The sequence below is a fragment of the Enterobacter sp. BNK-29 genome (assembly GCF_048684785.1).
GTDB classification, from domain to species: Bacteria; Pseudomonadota; Gammaproteobacteria; order Enterobacterales; family Enterobacteriaceae; genus Enterobacter; species Enterobacter cloacae_M.
Genome location: NZ_JBLQTU010000001.1, coordinates 391254 through 408801, shown reverse-complemented (window position 1 = coordinate 408801; position 17548 = coordinate 391254). Strand labels below are relative to the sequence as shown.

Here is a 17548-nt window from a genome sequence, read left to right as displayed (position 1 = left end):
CATAATAAGGAGGCTGTTTATGAGCGTTATGCTTACCGGTTCGGTCAAGGAAAGACGGCACGCCAGCACGATGAATATTGATAGATTGTCCACGCTGGACATGCTGAAAGTCATTCACCAGGATGATGCACTCATTTCTGCTGCTATTACCCCCTGTTTAGATACTATTGCCCGCGTGGTGGACAACGCTGCCGCGACGCTCAGCCACGGTGGTCGCCTGATCGTTGTTGGCGCGGGGCCGTCAGGGCGCGTAGCGCAACAGGTTGCCGATGAATATGCGCCGGGCAAAAACCCTGTTATGGCCGTTACGGCACAAGAAGGGGAAGGGAGCTACGAGCGCGGCGTTGCCGATTTGCAGGCCATCAAGTTTGGTGAACACGATATGATGCTGGCCGTGACCGTCAGCGGAAAAACGCCGTGGGTCTGGGGGGCAATGCGCCATGCGTGGTCGCTGGGTTCACCGGTCGCCATTGTTACCGGTGATGCGCAAAGCGAAGCCGCGCAGCTGGCAAGCATGGTTATCGCTCCGGAGCTGGGGGCCGACGTCGTCGCAGGCTATCTCAACACCAAAGCGGGGATCGCGCAAAAAATGATCCTCTCGATGATCGCCACCGGGCTGGCCGTCCGCACCGGACGGGTTTACAGCAACCTGCGCGTGGATCTTGAGGCAGGCACAACCAAATGGGCTGAACGGCAAATTGCGATTGTAATGGAAGCGGGGGGATGCACACGGGCCGAGGCAAAAGCCGCGCTGGCGAGCTGTAACCATAACTGTAAAACGGCGGTATTGATGGTGCTGACAGGGCTGGATGCATGGAAAGCCCATGAGCTGCTGGCACAGAATAACGGGTTTATTCGCGTGGCGCTGCAGGAAGCGCCGTAATAGAGATAATGAAGAAATAAAAAAGGCCGCAATTGCGGCCTTTGGTATTTTGGGGATTAGAACTGGTATGTCATGCCTACGCCAACGATGTCATCGGTGGAAATACCGTATGCGTCATACAGAGCTTCATCGTTGTCCAGCATGTTGATTTTGTAATCAACATAGGTGGAGAAGTTTTTGTTAAAGCTGTAGGTCATGCCCAGGTCGATGTAGTTAACCAGGTCCTGATCGAATCCTTTACCGTCCAGGTCTTTACCTTTTGAGTAAACCCATGCCAGGGACGGACGCAGACCGAAGTCGAACTGGTACTGTGCAACCGCTTCAAAGTTTTGAGTCTGGTTAGCGATACCAACGTTACCGATTGGCGTCATGTTGCGGGTTTCCGCATACATCATCGCCAGGTAAACGTTGTTTGCATCGTATTTTGCGCCCACGGTCCAGGCTTCAGCTTTATCGCCACCCGCATAACCTATGCCTTCCGCGGCTTTGCCGTAAGCAACCTGCTCGTTAGTACGGTCGGAAGACGAGTACGCAGCACCCAGACTCAGGCCTGAGAGATCGCCAGCAAAGTCATAGGAGGTAGACATACCGAAGCCGTCGCCGTTCTGGAAACGAACATCGTCATGGCCGTTTTTCGTGCCTTCCTGATCTTCTGTTGCATCCTGGCCTTCGTTCGTACCCTGATACTGCAGCGCGAAATTCAGACCCTCAACCAGACCGAAGAAATCCTGGTTACGGTAGGTGGCCAGACCGTTAGCACGACCGTTCATAAAGTTATCGGTCCAGGTGTAAGAGTCACCGCCAAATACAGGCAGCATATCGGTCCAGGCTTCAACGTCGTACACGACGCCGTAATTACGACCATAATCAAATGAGCCGTATTCGCCATATTTCAGGCCAGCATACGCCAGGCGGTTGAACGATTTGTTACCCGCGCCTTCGGTATCGTTAGCGAAGGTTTTGTATTCCCACTGACCGTAACCGATCAGGTCGTTAGCGATCCGGGTTTCGCCTTTGAAGCCAACCTGCACATAGGTTTCGTCGCCGTCGTCGCCGGGGTTGTCAGAGAAGGTATGACGCGCGTCGACTTTGCCGTACAGGTCAACTTTGTTGCCGTTTTTGTTGTACATTTCAGCCGCATTGGCTGCGCCTGCCATTAATAACGCGGGTACCAGAATTGCCAGAACTTTTCTTTTCATTATATATTCCCTTTAAATATAATTTACATGAATATATGTAATCACCCTCCGTAATTACAGGCTTGAATACTATTCCAGGGAATGTTATTTAGTTTCGAAAATAAATGTAATTAAGTTCTAATAAATATTTCCAAATATTTCTATTAATCTCTTTATTTTTCTGGTGAATTAATTCATTGAATTTATATAATGTAATTATTATTAAGTATTTCGTGATTCTATTTTTAAATAGATTTAATTCGTCTATGTTATAATTCATGCACTTTTAAACAACAGGATATGACGATGGAACTTGTTCGGTGGCAGCAGCGATTTGAGCGCTGGCTCGAGGAAAACCACAGCACCGACGATACCGCACATGATATTTCGCATTTTCGTCGGGTCTGGATGACGGCGCAAAAAATCATGGCTGACCAGGCGGTGGAGCCGCTGGTGATCCTGACCGCATGCTATTTCCACGATATTGTCAGCCTGCCGAAAAACCATCCCGAACGCAGCCAGTCGTCACGGCTCGCCGCGCTTAAGACGAGCGACATTCTGCGCCGCGACTTCCCGGACTTTCCGCCAGAGCATATTGCCGCCGTTGCGCACGCGATTGAGGCGCACAGCTTCAGCGCCGGGATTGCGCCACAGAGCATGGAAGCCAAAATTGTGCAGGACGCAGACCGGCTGGAAGCGTTAGGCGCTATCGGCCTGGCGCGCGTCTTTGCCGTCTCGGGCGCGCTGGGCGTGCCGCTTTTTGATGCTGACGATCCCTTTGCCGATGCGCGTATCCTTGACGATCGTGCGTTTGCCCTAGACCATTTTCAGACCAAGCTGCTGCGATTGCCTGATACAATGCAAACGGAAATGGGCCGCGAGCTGGCACGTCACAATGCCGATTTCCTGATCCAGTTTATGGCGAAACTCAGTGCCGAATTACACGGTGACTGCATCGGACTGGATAGCCAGGTGTTGAGCCGCTTCCGTCGCAGTTTGCGCAACTGAACTGTGGTAATCTGTTCCCAGTCTTTACTCTCCGGTTAAAAGAATGCAGGAAAATCTATCAGTGACAGAGCCCGCGCCCGAGCAGGCTGAGAAATCAACGGCAACGGTGCAGGCGTTGCTGCACCAGCTGTTGGATATCTATGATGCTAAAACGCTGGCCAATATGCTGGTGGCGCACGGCGAAAGCCACTGGAGCCCGGCGATCCTTAAGCGTCTGCTGACCAGCGAACGCGCAGGGCGTCGCCTGAGTGAAGGCGAGTTTCGTTATCTGCAAAACCTGCTTCCGCGTCCTCCTGCCGCGCATCCGAACTATGCCTTCCGCTTTATCGATCTGTTTGCCGGTATCGGCGGTATCCGACACGGTTTTGAAGCTATCGGCGGACAGTGCGTGTTTACCAGCGAGTGGAATAAGCATGCCGTCCGGACCTACAAGGCCAACTGGTACTGCGATCCGCACGAGCACCATTTCAACGCGGATATCCGCGATGTGACCCTGAGCCATAAAAGCGGCGTGAGCGATGAACAGGCCGCCGAGCACATTCGCCAGACGATCCCGGCGCATGACGTGCTGCTGGCCGGCTTCCCGTGTCAGCCCTTCTCGCTGGCCGGTGTCTCCAAAAAGAATGCCCTCGGACGCGCCCACGGTTTTGCCTGCGATACCCAGGGAACGCTGTTTTTTGATGTGGCGCGCATCATCGATGCCTGCCGCCCGGCCATCTTTGTGCTGGAAAACGTCAAAAATCTAAAGAGCCACGACGGCGGAAAAACCTTCCGCATTATCATGCAGACCCTGGATGAGCTGGGTTATGACGTGGCCGATTCGCAGGACATGGGCGCGGACGATCCCAAAATCATTGATGGGAAACATTTTCTGCCCCAGCATCGCGAACGTATCGTGCTGGTGGGTTTCCGCCGCGACCTCAATCTCAAGGGGGATTTCACCCTTCGTGATATCCCGTCTTTGTATCCCGAGCGTCGTCCTACCGTTGCCGACCTGCTGGAACCTGTCGTTGACGCGAAATTTATTCTTACCCCGGTGCTGTGGAAATACCTCTACCGCTATGCCAAGAAACATCAGGCGAAGGGCAACGGCTTCGGTTTTGGAATGGTAAACCCCAACGATCCGCGCAGCGTGACCCGCACGTTGTCCGCTCGTTACTATAAGGATGGGGCAGAGATCCTGATCGACAGAGGCTGGGACAAGGCGCTGGGTGAAAAAGATTTCGACGATCCGCACAACCAGCGTCACCGTCCGCGACGCTTAACGCCGCGGGAATGCGCCCGGTTGATGGGATTTGAGACCCCGCAGGGCTACCGCTTCCGCATTCCGGTTTCAGATACCCAGGCGTACCGCCAGTTTGGTAATTCGGTGGTGGTTCCCGCGTTCGCGGCCGTGGCAAAACTGCTGGCCTCGCGCATCAGACAGGCGGTGGCACTCCGTCAGGGTGAGGCCGTCAATGACGGATGTGCACGATAAGGCCACGCGCAGCAAAAATATGCGTGCCATCGGCACGCGTGACACCGCTATCGAAAAGCGCCTGGCCGGTCTGCTGACGCAGGCGGGGTTTGATTTTCGCGTGCAGGATCCCGCGCTTGCGGGTCGTCCCGATTTCGTCATCGACGCCTGGCAGTGCATCATCTTTACCCACGGCTGTTTCTGGCATCACCACGATTGCTACCTGTTCAAAGTCCCCGCGACGCGCACCGATTTCTGGCTGGATAAAATTGGCAAGAACGTTGAGCGCGACAGGCGGGATCTCAGCGCGCTGATTGCGCAGGGCTGGCGGGTGCTGATCGTCTGGGAGTGCGCGCTGAGGGGCAGATTAAAACTGAACGATGCCGATCTGACCGAACGGCTGGAAGAGTGGATCTGCGGCGGCGGCCAGACCGCGCAGATCGACACGCAGGGAATTCACCTGCTTAAGGTTTCTCCACCTCGCAAGGCGTGACCACTGGTTTTGCAGGCAGTAAATATTTGCCCAGGGTGACCAGCACGACGGCAAACACGATGATCCCTAAAGCAATCCATTCCACAGGTGAGAGCGTTTCTCCCCCCAATCCCGTTCCGAGCAGCACGGCCACGACCGGGTTGACGTAGGCATAGCTGGTCGCGACAGCCGGGGAGACGTTGCGGATCAGGAACATATAGGCGTTAATGGCGATGATGGAACCAAACAGCGCCAGGTAGCCTACCGCCAGAAAGCCCGACGGCGGCGGCAGGGTCATCAGCTTTTCTCCCGTCAGCGTAGAGGCGAGCAGCAGTACAATCCCGGCGGCGAGCATCTCAATCGCGCCCGCCATCATGCCGGTCGGCAGTTCGATACGCGAACCGTAGACGGAACCAAACGCCCAGCTCATCGAGCCAATCAGGATGATGATTGCGCCCCACGGATTCCCGCTCAGGTTACCGCCGCTGTTCAGCAGAATGATGCCGGCAAGGCCAATACCAATCCCCAGCCATTCAAGCTTGCGGGTGCGGATACCGAAAAGGCGGCTAAAGCAGAGGGTAAACAGAGGTACGGTGGCAACGACCACGGCGGCGATCCCGGACGGTACGTTCTGGTGCTCGGCAATCGTTACAAACCCATTTCCCACCGCCAGCAGCAGCAGGCCGATCAGGGCGGCATTCATCATCGGGCGCAGCGGGGGAAGCTTATGTCCGCGCAGCAGCAGGAAGGCCAGCAGCAGCACGCCAGCCGAGAGAAAGCGGATGCCCGCCATCATCAGTGGCGGCCAGCTTTCCACGCCGATGCGAATGACAAAGTAGGTTGAGCCCCAGATGATGTACAGCGAAAAGAGTGCCCCAATGAGCGGTAGCAATTGCCGGAAACGCATAATCCCTCACGACGAAATAAAAAGGTCGCTGATAGTAAACGCGAAAACTATCGTGCTGGCGAGCCCTTTAATTGTGTAGCTGATGTGAATTTTTTGTTGACGTGAGGTGGGTGTTTCCGGGTTTGCGCTTTTGCTCCATACTATTCACCTAATTACCAAAAAATGAAGGATTAAGATTTTGGCAGGAAGTAGCTTATTAACATTGCTGGATGATATTGCGACCTTACTGGATGACATTTCAGTGATGGGGAAACTGGCGGCGAAAAAAACCGCAGGCGTGCTGGGAGATGATTTATCGCTTAACGCCCAACAGGTGAGTGGGGTAAGAGCTAACCGTGAACTGCCGGTGGTGTGGGGCGTGGCAAAAGGCTCCTTCCTGAATAAGGTGATTCTGGTGCCGCTGGCGCTGCTGATCAGCGCGTTTATTCCCTGGGCCATCACGCCGCTGCTGATGATTGGCGGGGCGTTTCTCTGCTTCGAGGGCGTAGAGAAGGTCCTGCACTCCTTTAGCGCACGCAAGCAGAGCGATACGCCGGAGATACGCCAGCAGCGTCTTGAAGCGCTGGCCGCTCAGGATCCGAAAACCTTCGAGCGCGATAAGGTCAAAGGCGCTATTCGGACCGACTTTATCCTCTCCGCAGAGATTGTCGCCATTACGCTGGGCATCGTGTCTGACGCGCCGCTCCTGAATCAGGTTCTGATCCTCTCCGGCATCGCCATTCTGGTCACCGTCGGCGTCTACGGCCTGGTGGGACTGATCGTCAAGCTGGATGATATCGGCTACTGGCTGGAAGAGAAATCGAGCGCGGTGGCAAGAGGCATCGGCAAAAGCCTGCTGGTGCTGGCCCCGTGGCTGATGAAGAGTTTATCGGTGGTAGGCACGCTGGCGATGTTCCTCGTGGGCGGCGGGATCGTGGTTCACGGTATCGCACCGCTGCACCATGCTATCGAACATTTTTCCTCAGCGCACGGGGCCGTTGTCGCGGCAATTCTGCCCACGCTGCTGAATCTGGTGCTGGGCTTTATCATTGGCGCTATCGTGGTTGCGGCAGTGAAGCTGGTTGAAAAAATACGCGGCACGTCGCACTAATTGTTACCCGTTGTGGGATGCAAAAAGACCATTCCTCGTCTAAATTGAAACAGTTTCACCCTGATACAGGAGGCAGGTATGGTCTTTTTGGTCAGTGATGAAGTTAAGCCTAAGAAGGGCGGCCCACGTATGATTGTGACCGGGTATTCCAGCGGTATGGTGGAATGTCGGTGGCACGATGGCTATGGCATCAAGCGGGAAGCATTTCGTGAAGATGAGCTTCAGCCGGGGGACGGGCAGCACCAGCGGGACAAGGCTTAATCACATAACGCCCGGCTTTGCCGGGCGTTTTTATCTCCAGTACCGGGTGTAAGGCAGCGATCAGGGAGTGTGTGTGCAGCGCGATACCTTTGTTGTAAGAGAATCCTTTTTGAAATGGCTGCATAAGCGTAGCAATCCGGGGTTGATTGTTAATCTCTGTTTTCTGGTTGTTCTGGTATTTTCGACTCTACTGACCTGGCGCGAGGTGGTGGTACTGGAAGAAGCGTACATCTCCAGCCAGCGTAACCATCTGGATACGGTGGCCAGTTCGCTGGACAGGCAGCTGCAGAACAGCGTGGACAGGATGCTGCTGTTTCGTCAGGGCATGCGCGATGCAATCCAGACGCCGCTGGCATTTGATGTACTCCAGAACGCGGTATCACGCTTCGATACTGTCCGCATGCTACCTACCTGGCAGCTTGCCGTTGATAAAAAACGCACCCTTCCCATTAACGGTGTCTCGGATGCATTTGTCGAGAAAACCACGTTTCTGAATCGTGACGCTGAACGCCTCAGCCACGAGATTTCTGCCACGCTCGAAGTGGGGTATCTGCTCAGGCTGGCGTCGTCGAGAGCACAAACGGAAGTGCGCGTGATATACGTCTCCCGCGCCGGGTTTTTCATTTCCACGGATACGCCGGATCAGGCGGGCGACATTACCTCCCGCTATTACCATCTTGTCACGCAGTCCTGGTTTACCCAGCAGTCAGAGCGGAACAATCGCGCTCGCGCGGTGCGCTGGTTCATCTCCACCCCCTCATCCTGGACCAATGATGAACGAATGATCACCGCCAGCGTCCCCATCTATTTCGATCATTACTGGTATGGCGTCGTGGCGATGGATTTTACGTTGGGCACCATGCAGCGTCTGCTGGCCGATGCGACGGAAGACCGAACGGAAGGGGAGTATCAGCTGTACGATACCCGGCTCAATATGATTGCCACCTCTGCCCATACGGAAAATGTGGTTAATCATTTTGACGAACGCGAAACGGCGCAGATTGCGCAGGCGATTGAGCACGCTACCGGCGGCGGGATCCGCCTCGGAAGCCGTTTTGTGAGCTGGGAGCGGCTCGATCACTTCGACGGCGTTGTCCTGCGGATCCACACCCTGCACGAAGGGGTACAGGACGACTTCGGCAGCATCAGCATTGTGCTGGCGCTGATGTGGGCGCTCTTTACCGCCATGCTGTTGATCTCGTGGCTGGTGATCCGCCGCATGGTGAGTAACATGTACACGCTTCAGCACTCGCTCCAGTGGCAGGCCTGGCATGACCCGCTTACCCGGCTGAATAACCGCGGTGCGCTGTTCGACCGCGCAAAATTGCTGGCGGAAACCTGTCGCCAGCAGTCGCTGCCGTTCTCGGTGATTCAGATCGATCTCGACCATTTTAAAAACATCAACGACCGCTTCGGCCATCAGGCCGGGGATAAGGTGCTCTCCCACACGGCAGGACTGATTGCCAGCGCGTTACGCAAGAATGATGTGGCAGGGCGCGTAGGCGGGGAAGAGTTTTGCGTCGTCCTGCCTGGGATCGGTCTGGAGGAGGCGAGAAGCGTCGCGGACCGTATTCGCTGCCGGATCAACAGTAAGGAGATCCTGGTGAAGAAGAGCACGACCCTGCGCGTCAGCGCGTCGCTGGGGGTCAGCAGCGCGGATGAAGCGGGTAACTACGAGTTTGAACAGCTCCAGTCCGTGGCGGACGTACGGCTGTATCAGGCCAAACAGAGCGGGCGTAACCGGGTCGTCTGGCGCGATTAAGAGAGAAAGTGATCCAGCCCCTCCTGCCAGCCCTCCGGGCCGGGCTGTCGGGTGTGATAAACCCGGGCGGGGTTATCGTCCCGTAGCGTGATGCCCTCACGGTTAATGCCCTTAATCACTACCGCGAAGTCAACGCTGTCGAGCAGCGGCGCATCATTGGGACCGTCGCCGAGCCCTAGCGTGGTGGGTTCAATCTCTTCCAGTTCGCGGTATTGCTCAATCAGCCAGTTTACCGCAACGTCTTTGCCGCAGCGGGCGTCCAGCACATGCCAGAAGCGCGCGCCCTGCAGGCATTTCAGTCCGACATTCGCCAGCTCCTCTTCAAACTGAACCATTTTCTCGTCGGTATCGCGCCAGATGAGCGTGACGGACGCTTCATGCTTGCGGGCAAGCGCCGAACGGTAGCGCGACAGTCCGGTCCACTCGCTAATAACATGCTCATCCACGTCGTCAAAGGTAGTGAATTTATAGCCCGTCTGCAGGCGAATTTGCTCGATTCGCGGGCGAATATCCCGGTGTGTCATCCCCCTGATCTGGCGCTGAACCTTATCCCAGCGTACGTCAGGCTGAATCACCGCGCCGTTCTCGGCAATAAAAGGCAAGCCTTCCAGCCCCAGATCCAGCTGGAGATCGAGCATCTCTGCCGCGGTCTTGCTGCTGCAAAGAATGACCGGAACTTGATTATCCAGCAGCCTGTCCAGCCAGGGCATGGCGGGTTGCCACTCATAGGTGTGAATATCCAGCAGTGAACCATCCAGGTCAGAGAAAATCAGCAATGTATCCCGCAGTGAAGGCATAGCGACTCCTGGTAACAGATGCGTTTCGCCCTAAGAAAATTCCTAAAAAATGATTGAGGCGAAAACCGGAGATAAGAGGGATGCCCCTGGCAAACCCGCATTCGGCGTGTGTTATTGCTCATAACAAAAAGCATTATGTTAAAAATATTATATTCATCGTAAGAATATATGCTTGTCAGCCAAATTCGTTGGGGATAGTGTGGCATGTACATCAGATTTCCTGGTGTAACGAATTTTCAAGTGCTTCTTGCATAAGCAAGTTTTGATCCCGGTCATCCCCATGACCGGGATTTTTTTCGCCCTACCGATTGGCTTCAGACACGCTAAAGTCGTGAATATCAAGCTCGAAGGCCTCCGCCAGCTCGCGATAGGTGTGATAATCCCTTCCGTTGACAATGACGCGGTCCGAATTGTCGTCCGACCGGCGGACTTCTGACTCACTGATCTCATTGATGGCGGCCAGCAGGGCATCGACATCCACCTCGACTTCGCGCTTGATGGTGTCGCTGTACTCTTTATCGGTCTTCATTACGGGGTTCCTCTTTCAACCGTGTCCAACGGTAAGTATAGACTGTGCATAAAAACGCCATTCACACCGGGCGGCGATGTGCGTTTTTGCGTTTTGTTCTACACTGGCTCAAAACCAGAGGAGGAATGTATGAAGGTCAACGATCGGGTAACCGTTAAAACGGACGGTGGGCCGCGCCGCCCGGGCGTGGTGCTGGCAATTGAAGAGTTTAGCGAAGGCACAATGTACCTGGTATCGCTTGAAGACTACCCGCTCGGCATCTGGTTTTTTAACGAACTGGGGCATCCGGACGGTATTTTTGTCGAGAAGGCGGAGTAGCACGGCGTCGGGTAGCACATCGCGTGCCCGACAACCTCTTCAGAAGCAAAAATCTCTGGCCAGGCCAGAGATCAAAGGTAGGGTGCACAGGTCTTAAGCGACTAACGCATGTTGACGAAAATCCCGTTCGTCACATTATCGGTCAGGCGTACCACGTGGTAGATCACTTGCTTATTATGCGTTTTAATTTTCCTTTTAATATTTCCTTTGTGTGATGAAACGGTTTTCGCTTTAATATTCATCTGGTCAGAGATCTGAATAGTTCCTTGTCCCGCCATCCACATTCGCAGCATACTTGATTCAGTCCTGCTTAATGATAGGGTGGGTAAGTTAACCGCTCCTACATTTTTAACTTCTTTATTCAAATAATCACCCAGAATGTCATCCAGCGACTCGGGTTTAATCGATTTAGAACTGATCAATAAATTTTTACGGACCAACAAATACTCATCGAAATGGATATTCGCGATCGCCATAAAAACAATAAACAGGGTTTTTGGATGCTGATTAATGATTTGCTTAATGTGCTGACTGTTGGCTGGATCGTGAATGAAACAGTCCTCATTAATAAACACCACGCCTGGTTTTAGTTCGTCACAAGCGGCTGCGAGTTCGTCAACGGTGTGTGCATCGTTGATGTCTCTCTTTCTTACCCCTCTGCTTGCCAGGTACCCGGTTAACCCTAGCCGGGTGTAGCTGCATAAATCCATAATGATCGTTGACATGGCATACCCTCACTCAATGCGTAACGATAATTCACCATCTGCCTGAGAGCTCAAAACAGCCATACGGGATGGAAAAAAATAATAAACCTGTGAGCATGACAAAGACTTTCAGGCGGACTCACTATCCCGTAAAGTTACGTATAATTTGCCAGGAATCTTCTTAAAGTAAAGTAAATATTAAGTATTGTGAGATGGTTAGAAACAATTAAACCGCGTCAGATATATCCTGGAAGATGTTTTACGCGTTTTATTTTAGGAATATCCTCAGAAAGACAATAGCAACAGTGAGGGCTATTATTTACGTGGCAGCTCGCTGACAATATCCGCTAACAGGTTGAATATCTCGCCGAATAAATGTTCACAGAAGGGAGCGATAAGTGGCATCAGTAATGACATTAATAAAATCCCAACCGTCAGCGTCAGCGGAAAACCAATGACAAACACTGAAAGCTGCGGTGCCATTCGGTTGAGTAAACCTAACGCCAGGTTGACGGTCAGCAGCAGGGTGATGATCGGCAGCGCCAGCATCAGCCCGTTGAGGAAAATCAGCCCAGCAGCGCGAGTAAGCGCGAGGAAAGCGTTGCTGTTCACAAGATTTTCGCCAATCGGCAGCGTATGGAACGTATCCACCAGCATGGAGATAAGCCAGAGATGGCCGTTGAACGACAGGAACAGCAGCATGGCGAGCAGATCGATAATGCGCGCCAGCACGGGCATGTTGAGATGACTACCGGGATCGACAAACGTGGCGAACGATAGCCCCATCTGCAGGCCGATCAGTTCCCCAGCGGTACGCACCGCGGCAAAGGCGAGCTGCATGGTAAAGCCGACGGCGACGCCAATCATCACCTGCTGCAGGGCCACCCATACCGCATTCGCCGAGAAGATCGGAATATCCACGGGGGGAAGAGAGGGCGCAACGATAATGGAGATGATGATGCCCAGCCCCACCTTGACCCGCTTGGGTATCGATTTCTCACTGAGAATGGGGGCGGTGGATATCAGCGCCATGATGCGCAGCATCGGCCAGAAATAGACGCCGAGCCACTGAACCCACTGGTCGCTGGTGAAGTGCAGCATCGTCAGGTCAGCCGATGATGTACGGCAGATTGGTAAACAGGTTGCGCATATAGTCCAGCAACAGGTTCAGCATCCACGGCCCGGCCACGATAATCGCCACGAACACGGCGATGATTTTCGGGATGAACGACAGCGTCATTTCGTTAATCTGCGTTGCGGCCTGCAGGATACTGATAATCAGACCGGTAACCAGCGCGACAAGCAGCAGCGGCGCGGCAACGGCAATCGCGATTTTCATCGCTTCCGTGCCCATCATCATGACCGATTCGGGTGTCATTGCCGTTCCTTAACTGTAGAAACTCTGCGCCAGCGAACTGACCAGCAGCTGCCAGCCGTCGACCAGTACAAAGAGCATGATCTTAAAGGGCAGGGCAATGGTCGCGGGCGGCACCATCATCATCCCGAGCGCCATCAGGACGCTGGCGATCACCAGGTCGATAATCAGGAACGGAATAAAGATGGTAAAGCCAATCTGGAACGCGGTTTTCAGCTCGCTGGTGACGTAGGCAGGCAGAAGAATACGCATTGGCACCGCTTCCGGTCCCTGCAGCTCGCCGGTGTTGGACAGGCGGGCAAAGAGGGCCAGGTCGGCTTCTCGCGTCTGGCGCAGCATAAATTCTCGCAGCGGCTGAGCGCCTTTATCCAGCGCCTCCTGCATGGAGATTTTGTCTTCGCTGAACGGCTGGTAGGCGTCGGTATAAATCTTGTCGATAACCGGCGACATAATGAAAAAGGTCAAAAACAGCGCCAGCCCCAGCAGAACCTGGTTTGGTGGGGCGGAAGGGGTTCCCAGCGCGTTTCGCAGCAGACCAAAGACGATGATGATGCGGGTGAAGCTGGTCATCATCAGCAGGATGGCCGGAATAAACGTCAGCGAGGTGATGAACACCAGCGTCTGCACCGGAAGCGACCAGCTTTGTCCGCCCCCTGCGAGAGGGGTGGAGACCAGGCCGGGCAGCTGTGCATAGACCGCGGGAGCAAACAGGCCAACGCCCGCAAGCGTCAGGGATAACAAACGGCGCATCAGGATCTCCCGGAACGCTTAAGCAAACTCTTCATGACGGACTGAAAATCCGCAGGGGCGTCTGCGCGCTCGTCCACCACAAGAGGGGCGGGCGGCAGCTTATGTAATACGCTGATGTTTGAGGCCGTGACGCCCAGGACCAGGCGCGCATCGTCCACCTCGACGATGACCACGCGCTCGCGTGGACCCAGCGTGGTGCTGGCGCTGACCTTCAGGCCCCGGGCTCCGGCGGTTTTACCCGCCAGGCCAAAGCGCTTCGCCAGCCAGGCGGCGATAAGAATAAAGGCAATAATACCGAACAATGCCCCGCTCACCTGGAGCAGAGGCGAGCCGGGAACGGCAGAAGGCTGTGATATTGTTGCCTGGGTTTTCATGCTTAACGGCTCAGACGACGCATACGTTCAGACGGGGTAATGATGTCGGTGATGCGTACGCCGTATTTATCGGCAACCACCACCACTTCACCCTGGGCAATCAGATAGCCGTTGATCAGAATATCCAGCGGCTCGCCGGCCAGACCGTCAAGGGCCACGACGGAACCCTGCGTCAGGCGCAGCAGTTCTTTGATGGTCATGCGGGTGCGTCCCAGCTCAACGGTCAGCTTAACCGGGATATCCATAATCAGGTCGATGTCCTGCAGCGTGCCGCTGACGTCACCGCCGCCGAGCTGCTGGAATACGGCATCCGCTGCACTTTTGGCCGGGGGTGCTTTTTGCTCGTTTAACGCGTCAGCCCACAGATCGTCCAGTGCTCCGCTGTTCTCATCGGACGGATTGTTCATGTCACTCATTTGGGCTGTTCCTCATTCAGCGAATTCAAAATCGGGTTGATCAAGTGCTCAACGCGTAACGCATACTGACCGTTAATCGTGCCGTACTGGCTTGTCAGCACGGGGACACCATCCACATGGGCAATAATGCGGTCGGGTTTTTCTATCGGCAAAACATCGCCGGGTTGTAATTTCAGGATCTGAGATAACCGCAGCGGGATATCGGCGAAGCTCGCCACCAGCTCAAGCTGTGAATGCTGGACCTGGCGGACCAGGTTTTCACGCCAGTTCTGGTCTTCGTTGCGGGAGTTCTCCAGCGGCGGATTAACCAGCAGCTCGCGCAGCGGTTCGATCATGCTGAACGGCAGGCAGATGTTGAACTCGCCGGTCAGGTTACCGATCTCCACGTGGAACGGCGTGTTAACGACGATATCGTTCGGGGAGGTGGTGATATTGGTAAATTTCACCTGCATCTCAGAACGGACGTACTCCACTTCCAGCGGGTTAATCGCTTTCCACGCGTCGCTGTAAGACTCCAGCGCCAGCTTCAGCATGCGGTTAATGACGCGCTGTTCGGTGTGGGTGAATTCACGACCTTCTACTTTGGTCGGGAAACGCCCGTCGCCGCCGAACAGGTTATCCACTGCGATGAACACCAGGCTTGGCGAAAACACCACCAGGCCGGTGCCGCGCAGCGGCTTCAGATGAATCAGGTTAAGGTTGGTCGGCACCGGCAGGTTGCGGGCAAACTCATGATACGGCTGAATGCGGATCGCACCGACCGTAATATCCGGGCTACGACGCAGCAGGTTAAACAGCCCCATACGGAACTGACGTGCAAAACGTTCGTTAATGATCTCCAGCGCCTGCAGACGTTCACGTACCACGCGACGCTGGGTATTCGGGTCATAGGGACGAATATCGCTATCGCCGCCGATACCCGGTTTAGGATCATCATTGTTATCGCTGTCGCCGTTGAGCAGCGCATCGATTTCTGCCTGAGAAAGAATACTGTCGCCCATGTCGTTACCGCAGAATGAATGCTGTATACAGAACGTCAGTGACTTCCTGCTTAGGTTGGCCGTTTACCAGCGGGGTCGCCAGCGTTTGTTTAATGGCGTCGACCAGCTTTTGCTTACCCACATCGGTAGCCAGCGCCGAAGCGTCCTGACGAGAGAACAGCAGCAGAAGGCGGCTACGCACTTCAGGAAGGTAATCGTTCAGACGTGAACGGGTGGCTTCATCTTTCAGGCGCAGCGTAATGCCAACGTAAAGCACGCGATCCGCATCACCCAGGTTGACGGTGAAGGTATCCAGCGGGAAGAACACTGGAGCCGGCGGAGGAGGTGCTTCAGCTTTGGCTGCAGCGGTGGTCGGTTCCTGCTGCATACGCCAGTAACTATAGCCCGCGGTAGCGCAGGCGGCGAGCGTGATCAACACCAGCAGCGGGATCCAGATGGAACGCTTACTTTTTTTGGTGATAGCGGAGTCAGTCATCTGATACGAGCTTCCTGTTTCGGTACAGCTTAATAAGGTGATTATCCCGTGTCCTGCTGTCGTCAAAGCGTGGAAAAGACGGGGATAATCACGCTACCTCTGGCGTTTAGGCGAAGATGTCTACGGCACTGTTACCGCGCGCTGCGGACTGCAGGGCGGCTGGGGTCGGCAGTAACTCATCGCTCTCTTCATTAAAACCGCCGGTGTTGCCGGAACGCGAAGCCTGGTGCTGCTGCTGGGATGAGGACTGCTGCTGCCCGGCGAAGCTCTCGCTGCTGACGCTGCTCTGCGCAAGCTGAATGCCGTTTTCCGCCAGTGAGGTCCGCAGTACCGGCAGCGCGGCTTCCAGTGCTGCACGAACATGGCTGTGCGCAGAGACCATCTGCAGCTGGGCCTGGTTATCATCCAGCTTAAGCGAAATTTGCACCTGACCCAGATCTTCCGGGTGCAGGCGCAGCTCTGCCGTCTGCTGGCCCTGCTTAGTGAACAGGGTGATGTGCTGGCTCAGGGACTGCTGCCATTCGTGAGTCCCCAGAGGCTGGCTTAACACCGCCGCGGGGGGGACGGTGGCGGCCGTCTGACTGGTCGCATGGCTGGACATAATCGGTGCCAGAGTGGCCGTTGGTGATGATGAAGAGGACGAACTGGCGAGTTCCTGCTTCTCTGTCGCCGCGGCCACGGCCGGTGTAGCAGGCGCGTTGCCCTGCATGGCCGGCTCGTTATTTTTCACCTGGCTCTGATAAGGCGTAGAACTCTGCGCTTTATCATGGCTACCCAGAGGCGCGTTCAGGGACGGTTGGCCCGCGCCGTTTTGCGAAAGCGTCGTGGAATTCAGCTTTGAGGTGGCGGAAACGCTCTCGTTTCCTGCCACGCGAGAGGCGGTAGTTTGCTGCTGGTGCGGCAGCATCGCCATTAGCGCGCTTAATCCGGCCAGCTCTTCTTCGCTCAGCTCGCTCTTACCGTCATCTTTGCCGTTTGCCGCATTGAGCGTCTTCAGCGCGTCGCTCTTAGACAGCGGCACCAGCCCGGAAACCAGCGTATCAAGCGACGTGACGGGCGACGTTTCATCGCCGTTCAGCGCGGGCTGGCGCGAGAGCAGGTCGGCAATTTTTGCCTGCAGGGTGGTATCCCCTTTGGCGTCCTGAGCCACTTTCGACAGCTTACTGCCGGCGGCTTTCAGGTCAGCCAGGGTTAGCGGCGCATCTTTGCCCTTGCCCGTTGCGTCCGAGAGGGCGCCCGCCAGCAGAGAGAGAAAGTCCTGTGCACCGTCGGCGCCTTTCCCCGTTTGCGTGCCGCCTGACAGGTCGCTGTCGCTCATCAGCAGTTGTTGCAGTGTGATCATTCCGGTTTCCTCATTGATGCGCGCTGGGCAAACTCATCCATTTTCTTCTGATCCAGACGGTTTTCCGCCAGGGTCGTTGCCGCGATCTGTCGGTCCTGTAAAGTCTGCCAGGCCTGCAGCCGCTGCTTCTTCTCGCGCCAGAAATTGAGCGCGGTATCGACTTTCTGGGTCCACTGGTTAAGCTGCTGGCGATGCTGATCTATCGCCTTCTCCAGCGTCTGGATAAACTGCTGATAGTTAATCCAGCGCTGGCTGCCAATGCCCTGTGTCATATCGGTATTGAGGTTGGTGCGATATTCATGCTGATAGTCGATCAACATCTTCAACTGTTCTTCAGCCTGCTGGCACCCGCGTCGCATTGCGCCAAGCTGCAATGCGGCATTATCAACTTCTCTTTCAGCCAGATCTTTCAGCGTTGATAACGCGCTGTTTTGCGCCATGACCTTCGCC

At 55.1% G+C, this 17548-nt stretch carries 21 protein-coding genes and 1 pseudogene; 8 read left to right on the top strand and 14 right to left on the bottom strand.

Annotation, left to right across the window (positions count from 1 at the left end; all coding sequences use genetic code 11):
- The first annotated feature begins 19 nt into the window (after positions 1-19).
- A complete protein-coding gene (locus ACMGGX_RS01995) occupies positions 20-883 on the top strand; it encodes an N-acetylmuramic acid 6-phosphate etherase (protein WP_420297964.1) in 864 nt (287 codons plus the stop codon).
- A gap of 56 nt (positions 884-939) precedes the next feature.
- On the opposite strand, the gene ompC is transcribed toward ACMGGX_RS01995, so the two are convergent.
- On the bottom strand, positions 940-2082 hold the full coding sequence (ompC, locus tag ACMGGX_RS01990; protein ID WP_420297963.1) for a porin OmpC: 1143 nt from the start codon (positions 2080-2082) through the stop codon (positions 940-942).
- Between the two features lie 285 nt (positions 2083-2367).
- On the opposite strand from ompC, the gene ACMGGX_RS01985 reads away from it, so the two are divergent.
- The 3 genes from ACMGGX_RS01985 to ACMGGX_RS01975 all read left to right on the top strand — a co-directional run bounded on the left by ACMGGX_RS01985 (position 2368) and on the right by ACMGGX_RS01975 (position 5018).
- On the top strand, positions 2368-3069 hold the full coding sequence (locus ACMGGX_RS01985; RefSeq protein WP_181593432.1) for a phosphohydrolase: 702 nt from the start codon (positions 2368-2370) through the stop codon (positions 3067-3069).
- Positions 3070-3130: 61 nt separating this feature from the next.
- A complete protein-coding gene (locus ACMGGX_RS01980; RefSeq protein WP_420297962.1) occupies positions 3131-4546 on the top strand; it encodes a DNA cytosine methyltransferase in 1416 nt (471 codons plus the stop codon).
- Positions 4527-5018: a very short patch repair endonuclease gene (locus ACMGGX_RS01975; RefSeq protein ID WP_181593430.1), complete on the top strand. Its 492-nt coding sequence runs from the start codon at positions 4527-4529 to the stop codon at positions 5016-5018. The genes ACMGGX_RS01980 and ACMGGX_RS01975 overlap by 20 nt, the downstream gene beginning before the upstream one ends.
- Here the strand turns inward: ACMGGX_RS01975 and yedA are convergent.
- Positions 4990-5904: a drug/metabolite exporter YedA gene (yedA, locus tag ACMGGX_RS01970; RefSeq protein WP_420297961.1), complete on the bottom strand. Its 915-nt coding sequence runs from the start codon at positions 5902-5904 to the stop codon at positions 4990-4992. The genes ACMGGX_RS01975 and yedA overlap by 29 nt on opposite strands.
- Before the next feature lie 178 nt (positions 5905-6082).
- Between yedA and ACMGGX_RS01965 the strand changes: the two genes are divergently transcribed.
- From ACMGGX_RS01965 to dgcQ, 3 genes are all read left to right on the top strand, one after another.
- Positions 6083-6994 (top strand): DUF808 domain-containing protein, encoded by a 912-nt coding sequence (locus ACMGGX_RS01965; RefSeq protein WP_420297960.1) that lies wholly within the window; start codon positions 6083-6085, stop codon positions 6992-6994.
- 78 nt (positions 6995-7072) lie between these two features.
- On the top strand, positions 7073-7255 hold the full coding sequence (locus ACMGGX_RS01960; RefSeq protein ID WP_023312315.1) for a YodC family protein: 183 nt from the start codon (positions 7073-7075) through the stop codon (positions 7253-7255).
- 73 nt (positions 7256-7328) lie between these two features.
- Positions 7329-9017: a cellulose biosynthesis regulator diguanylate cyclase DgcQ gene (gene dgcQ / locus ACMGGX_RS01955; protein WP_420297959.1), complete on the top strand. Its 1689-nt coding sequence runs from the start codon at positions 7329-7331 to the stop codon at positions 9015-9017.
- Here dgcQ and ACMGGX_RS01950 read toward each other — a convergent pair.
- Together ACMGGX_RS01950 and yodD are read right to left on the bottom strand one after the other, a co-directional pair.
- Entirely contained in the window at positions 9014-9814 is an 801-nt protein-coding gene (locus ACMGGX_RS01950; protein WP_420297958.1) for a mannosyl-3-phosphoglycerate phosphatase-related protein, read from the bottom strand. The genes dgcQ and ACMGGX_RS01950 overlap by 4 nt on opposite strands.
- A 301-nt stretch (positions 9815-10115) precedes the next feature.
- Complete coding sequence (gene yodD, locus ACMGGX_RS01945) at positions 10116-10343, bottom strand: YodD family peroxide/acid resistance protein (RefSeq protein WP_008500310.1); 228 nt, start codon at positions 10341-10343, stop codon at positions 10116-10118.
- 129 nt (positions 10344-10472) lie between these two features.
- Here yodD and dsrB point away from each other — a divergent pair, with 129 nt between their 5' ends.
- Complete coding sequence (dsrB, locus tag ACMGGX_RS01940) at positions 10473-10661, top strand: protein DsrB (RefSeq protein ID WP_013097741.1); 189 nt, start codon at positions 10473-10475, stop codon at positions 10659-10661.
- 101 nt (positions 10662-10762) lie between these two features.
- On the opposite strand, the gene rcsA is transcribed toward dsrB, so the two are convergent.
- The 10 genes and pseudogenes from rcsA to fliJ form a co-directional block, all read right to left on the bottom strand.
- Complete coding sequence (rcsA, locus tag ACMGGX_RS01935) at positions 10763-11386, bottom strand: transcriptional regulator RcsA (protein ID WP_008500313.1); 624 nt, start codon at positions 11384-11386, stop codon at positions 10763-10765.
- A gap of 287 nt (positions 11387-11673) precedes the next feature.
- Positions 11674-12466 (bottom strand): annotated as a pseudogene (gene fliR, locus ACMGGX_RS01930) (flagellar biosynthetic protein FliR); the annotation flags it as partial.
- A gap of 7 nt (positions 12467-12473) precedes the next feature.
- On the bottom strand, positions 12474-12743 hold the full coding sequence (gene fliQ / locus ACMGGX_RS01925) for a flagellar biosynthesis protein FliQ (protein WP_008500315.1): 270 nt from the start codon (positions 12741-12743) through the stop codon (positions 12474-12476).
- Positions 12744-12752: 9 nt separating this feature from the next.
- Positions 12753-13490, bottom strand: a complete 738-nt coding sequence (fliP, locus tag ACMGGX_RS01920) for a flagellar type III secretion system pore protein FliP (RefSeq protein WP_008500316.1) — start codon at positions 13488-13490, stop codon at positions 12753-12755.
- Positions 13490-13864 (bottom strand): flagellar biosynthetic protein FliO, encoded by a 375-nt coding sequence (fliO, locus tag ACMGGX_RS01915; RefSeq protein ID WP_202770776.1) that lies wholly within the window; start codon positions 13862-13864, stop codon positions 13490-13492. The genes fliP and fliO overlap by 1 nt, the downstream gene beginning before the upstream one ends.
- A gap of 2 nt (positions 13865-13866) precedes the next feature.
- Positions 13867-14280, bottom strand: a complete 414-nt coding sequence (fliN, locus tag ACMGGX_RS01910) for a flagellar motor switch protein FliN (RefSeq protein WP_023312308.1) — start codon at positions 14278-14280, stop codon at positions 13867-13869.
- Positions 14277-15281 (bottom strand): flagellar motor switch protein FliM, encoded by a 1005-nt coding sequence (fliM, locus tag ACMGGX_RS01905; RefSeq protein WP_023336184.1) that lies wholly within the window; start codon positions 15279-15281, stop codon positions 14277-14279. The genes fliN and fliM overlap by 4 nt, the downstream gene beginning before the upstream one ends.
- Before the next feature lie 4 nt (positions 15282-15285).
- Entirely contained in the window at positions 15286-15756 is a 471-nt protein-coding gene (gene fliL / locus ACMGGX_RS01900; protein ID WP_023312306.1) for a flagellar basal body-associated protein FliL, read from the bottom strand.
- A gap of 106 nt (positions 15757-15862) precedes the next feature.
- Entirely contained in the window at positions 15863-17098 is a 1236-nt protein-coding gene (fliK, locus tag ACMGGX_RS01895; RefSeq protein WP_420297957.1) for a flagellar hook length control protein FliK, read from the bottom strand.
- Positions 17095-17538 carry a flagellar export protein FliJ gene (gene fliJ, locus ACMGGX_RS01890; protein WP_420297956.1) on the bottom strand — a complete coding sequence of 148 codons (444 nt, stop codon included), beginning with the start codon at positions 17536-17538 and terminating at the stop codon, positions 17095-17097. The genes fliK and fliJ overlap by 4 nt, the downstream gene beginning before the upstream one ends.
- Positions 17539-17548 lie beyond the last annotated feature (10 nt).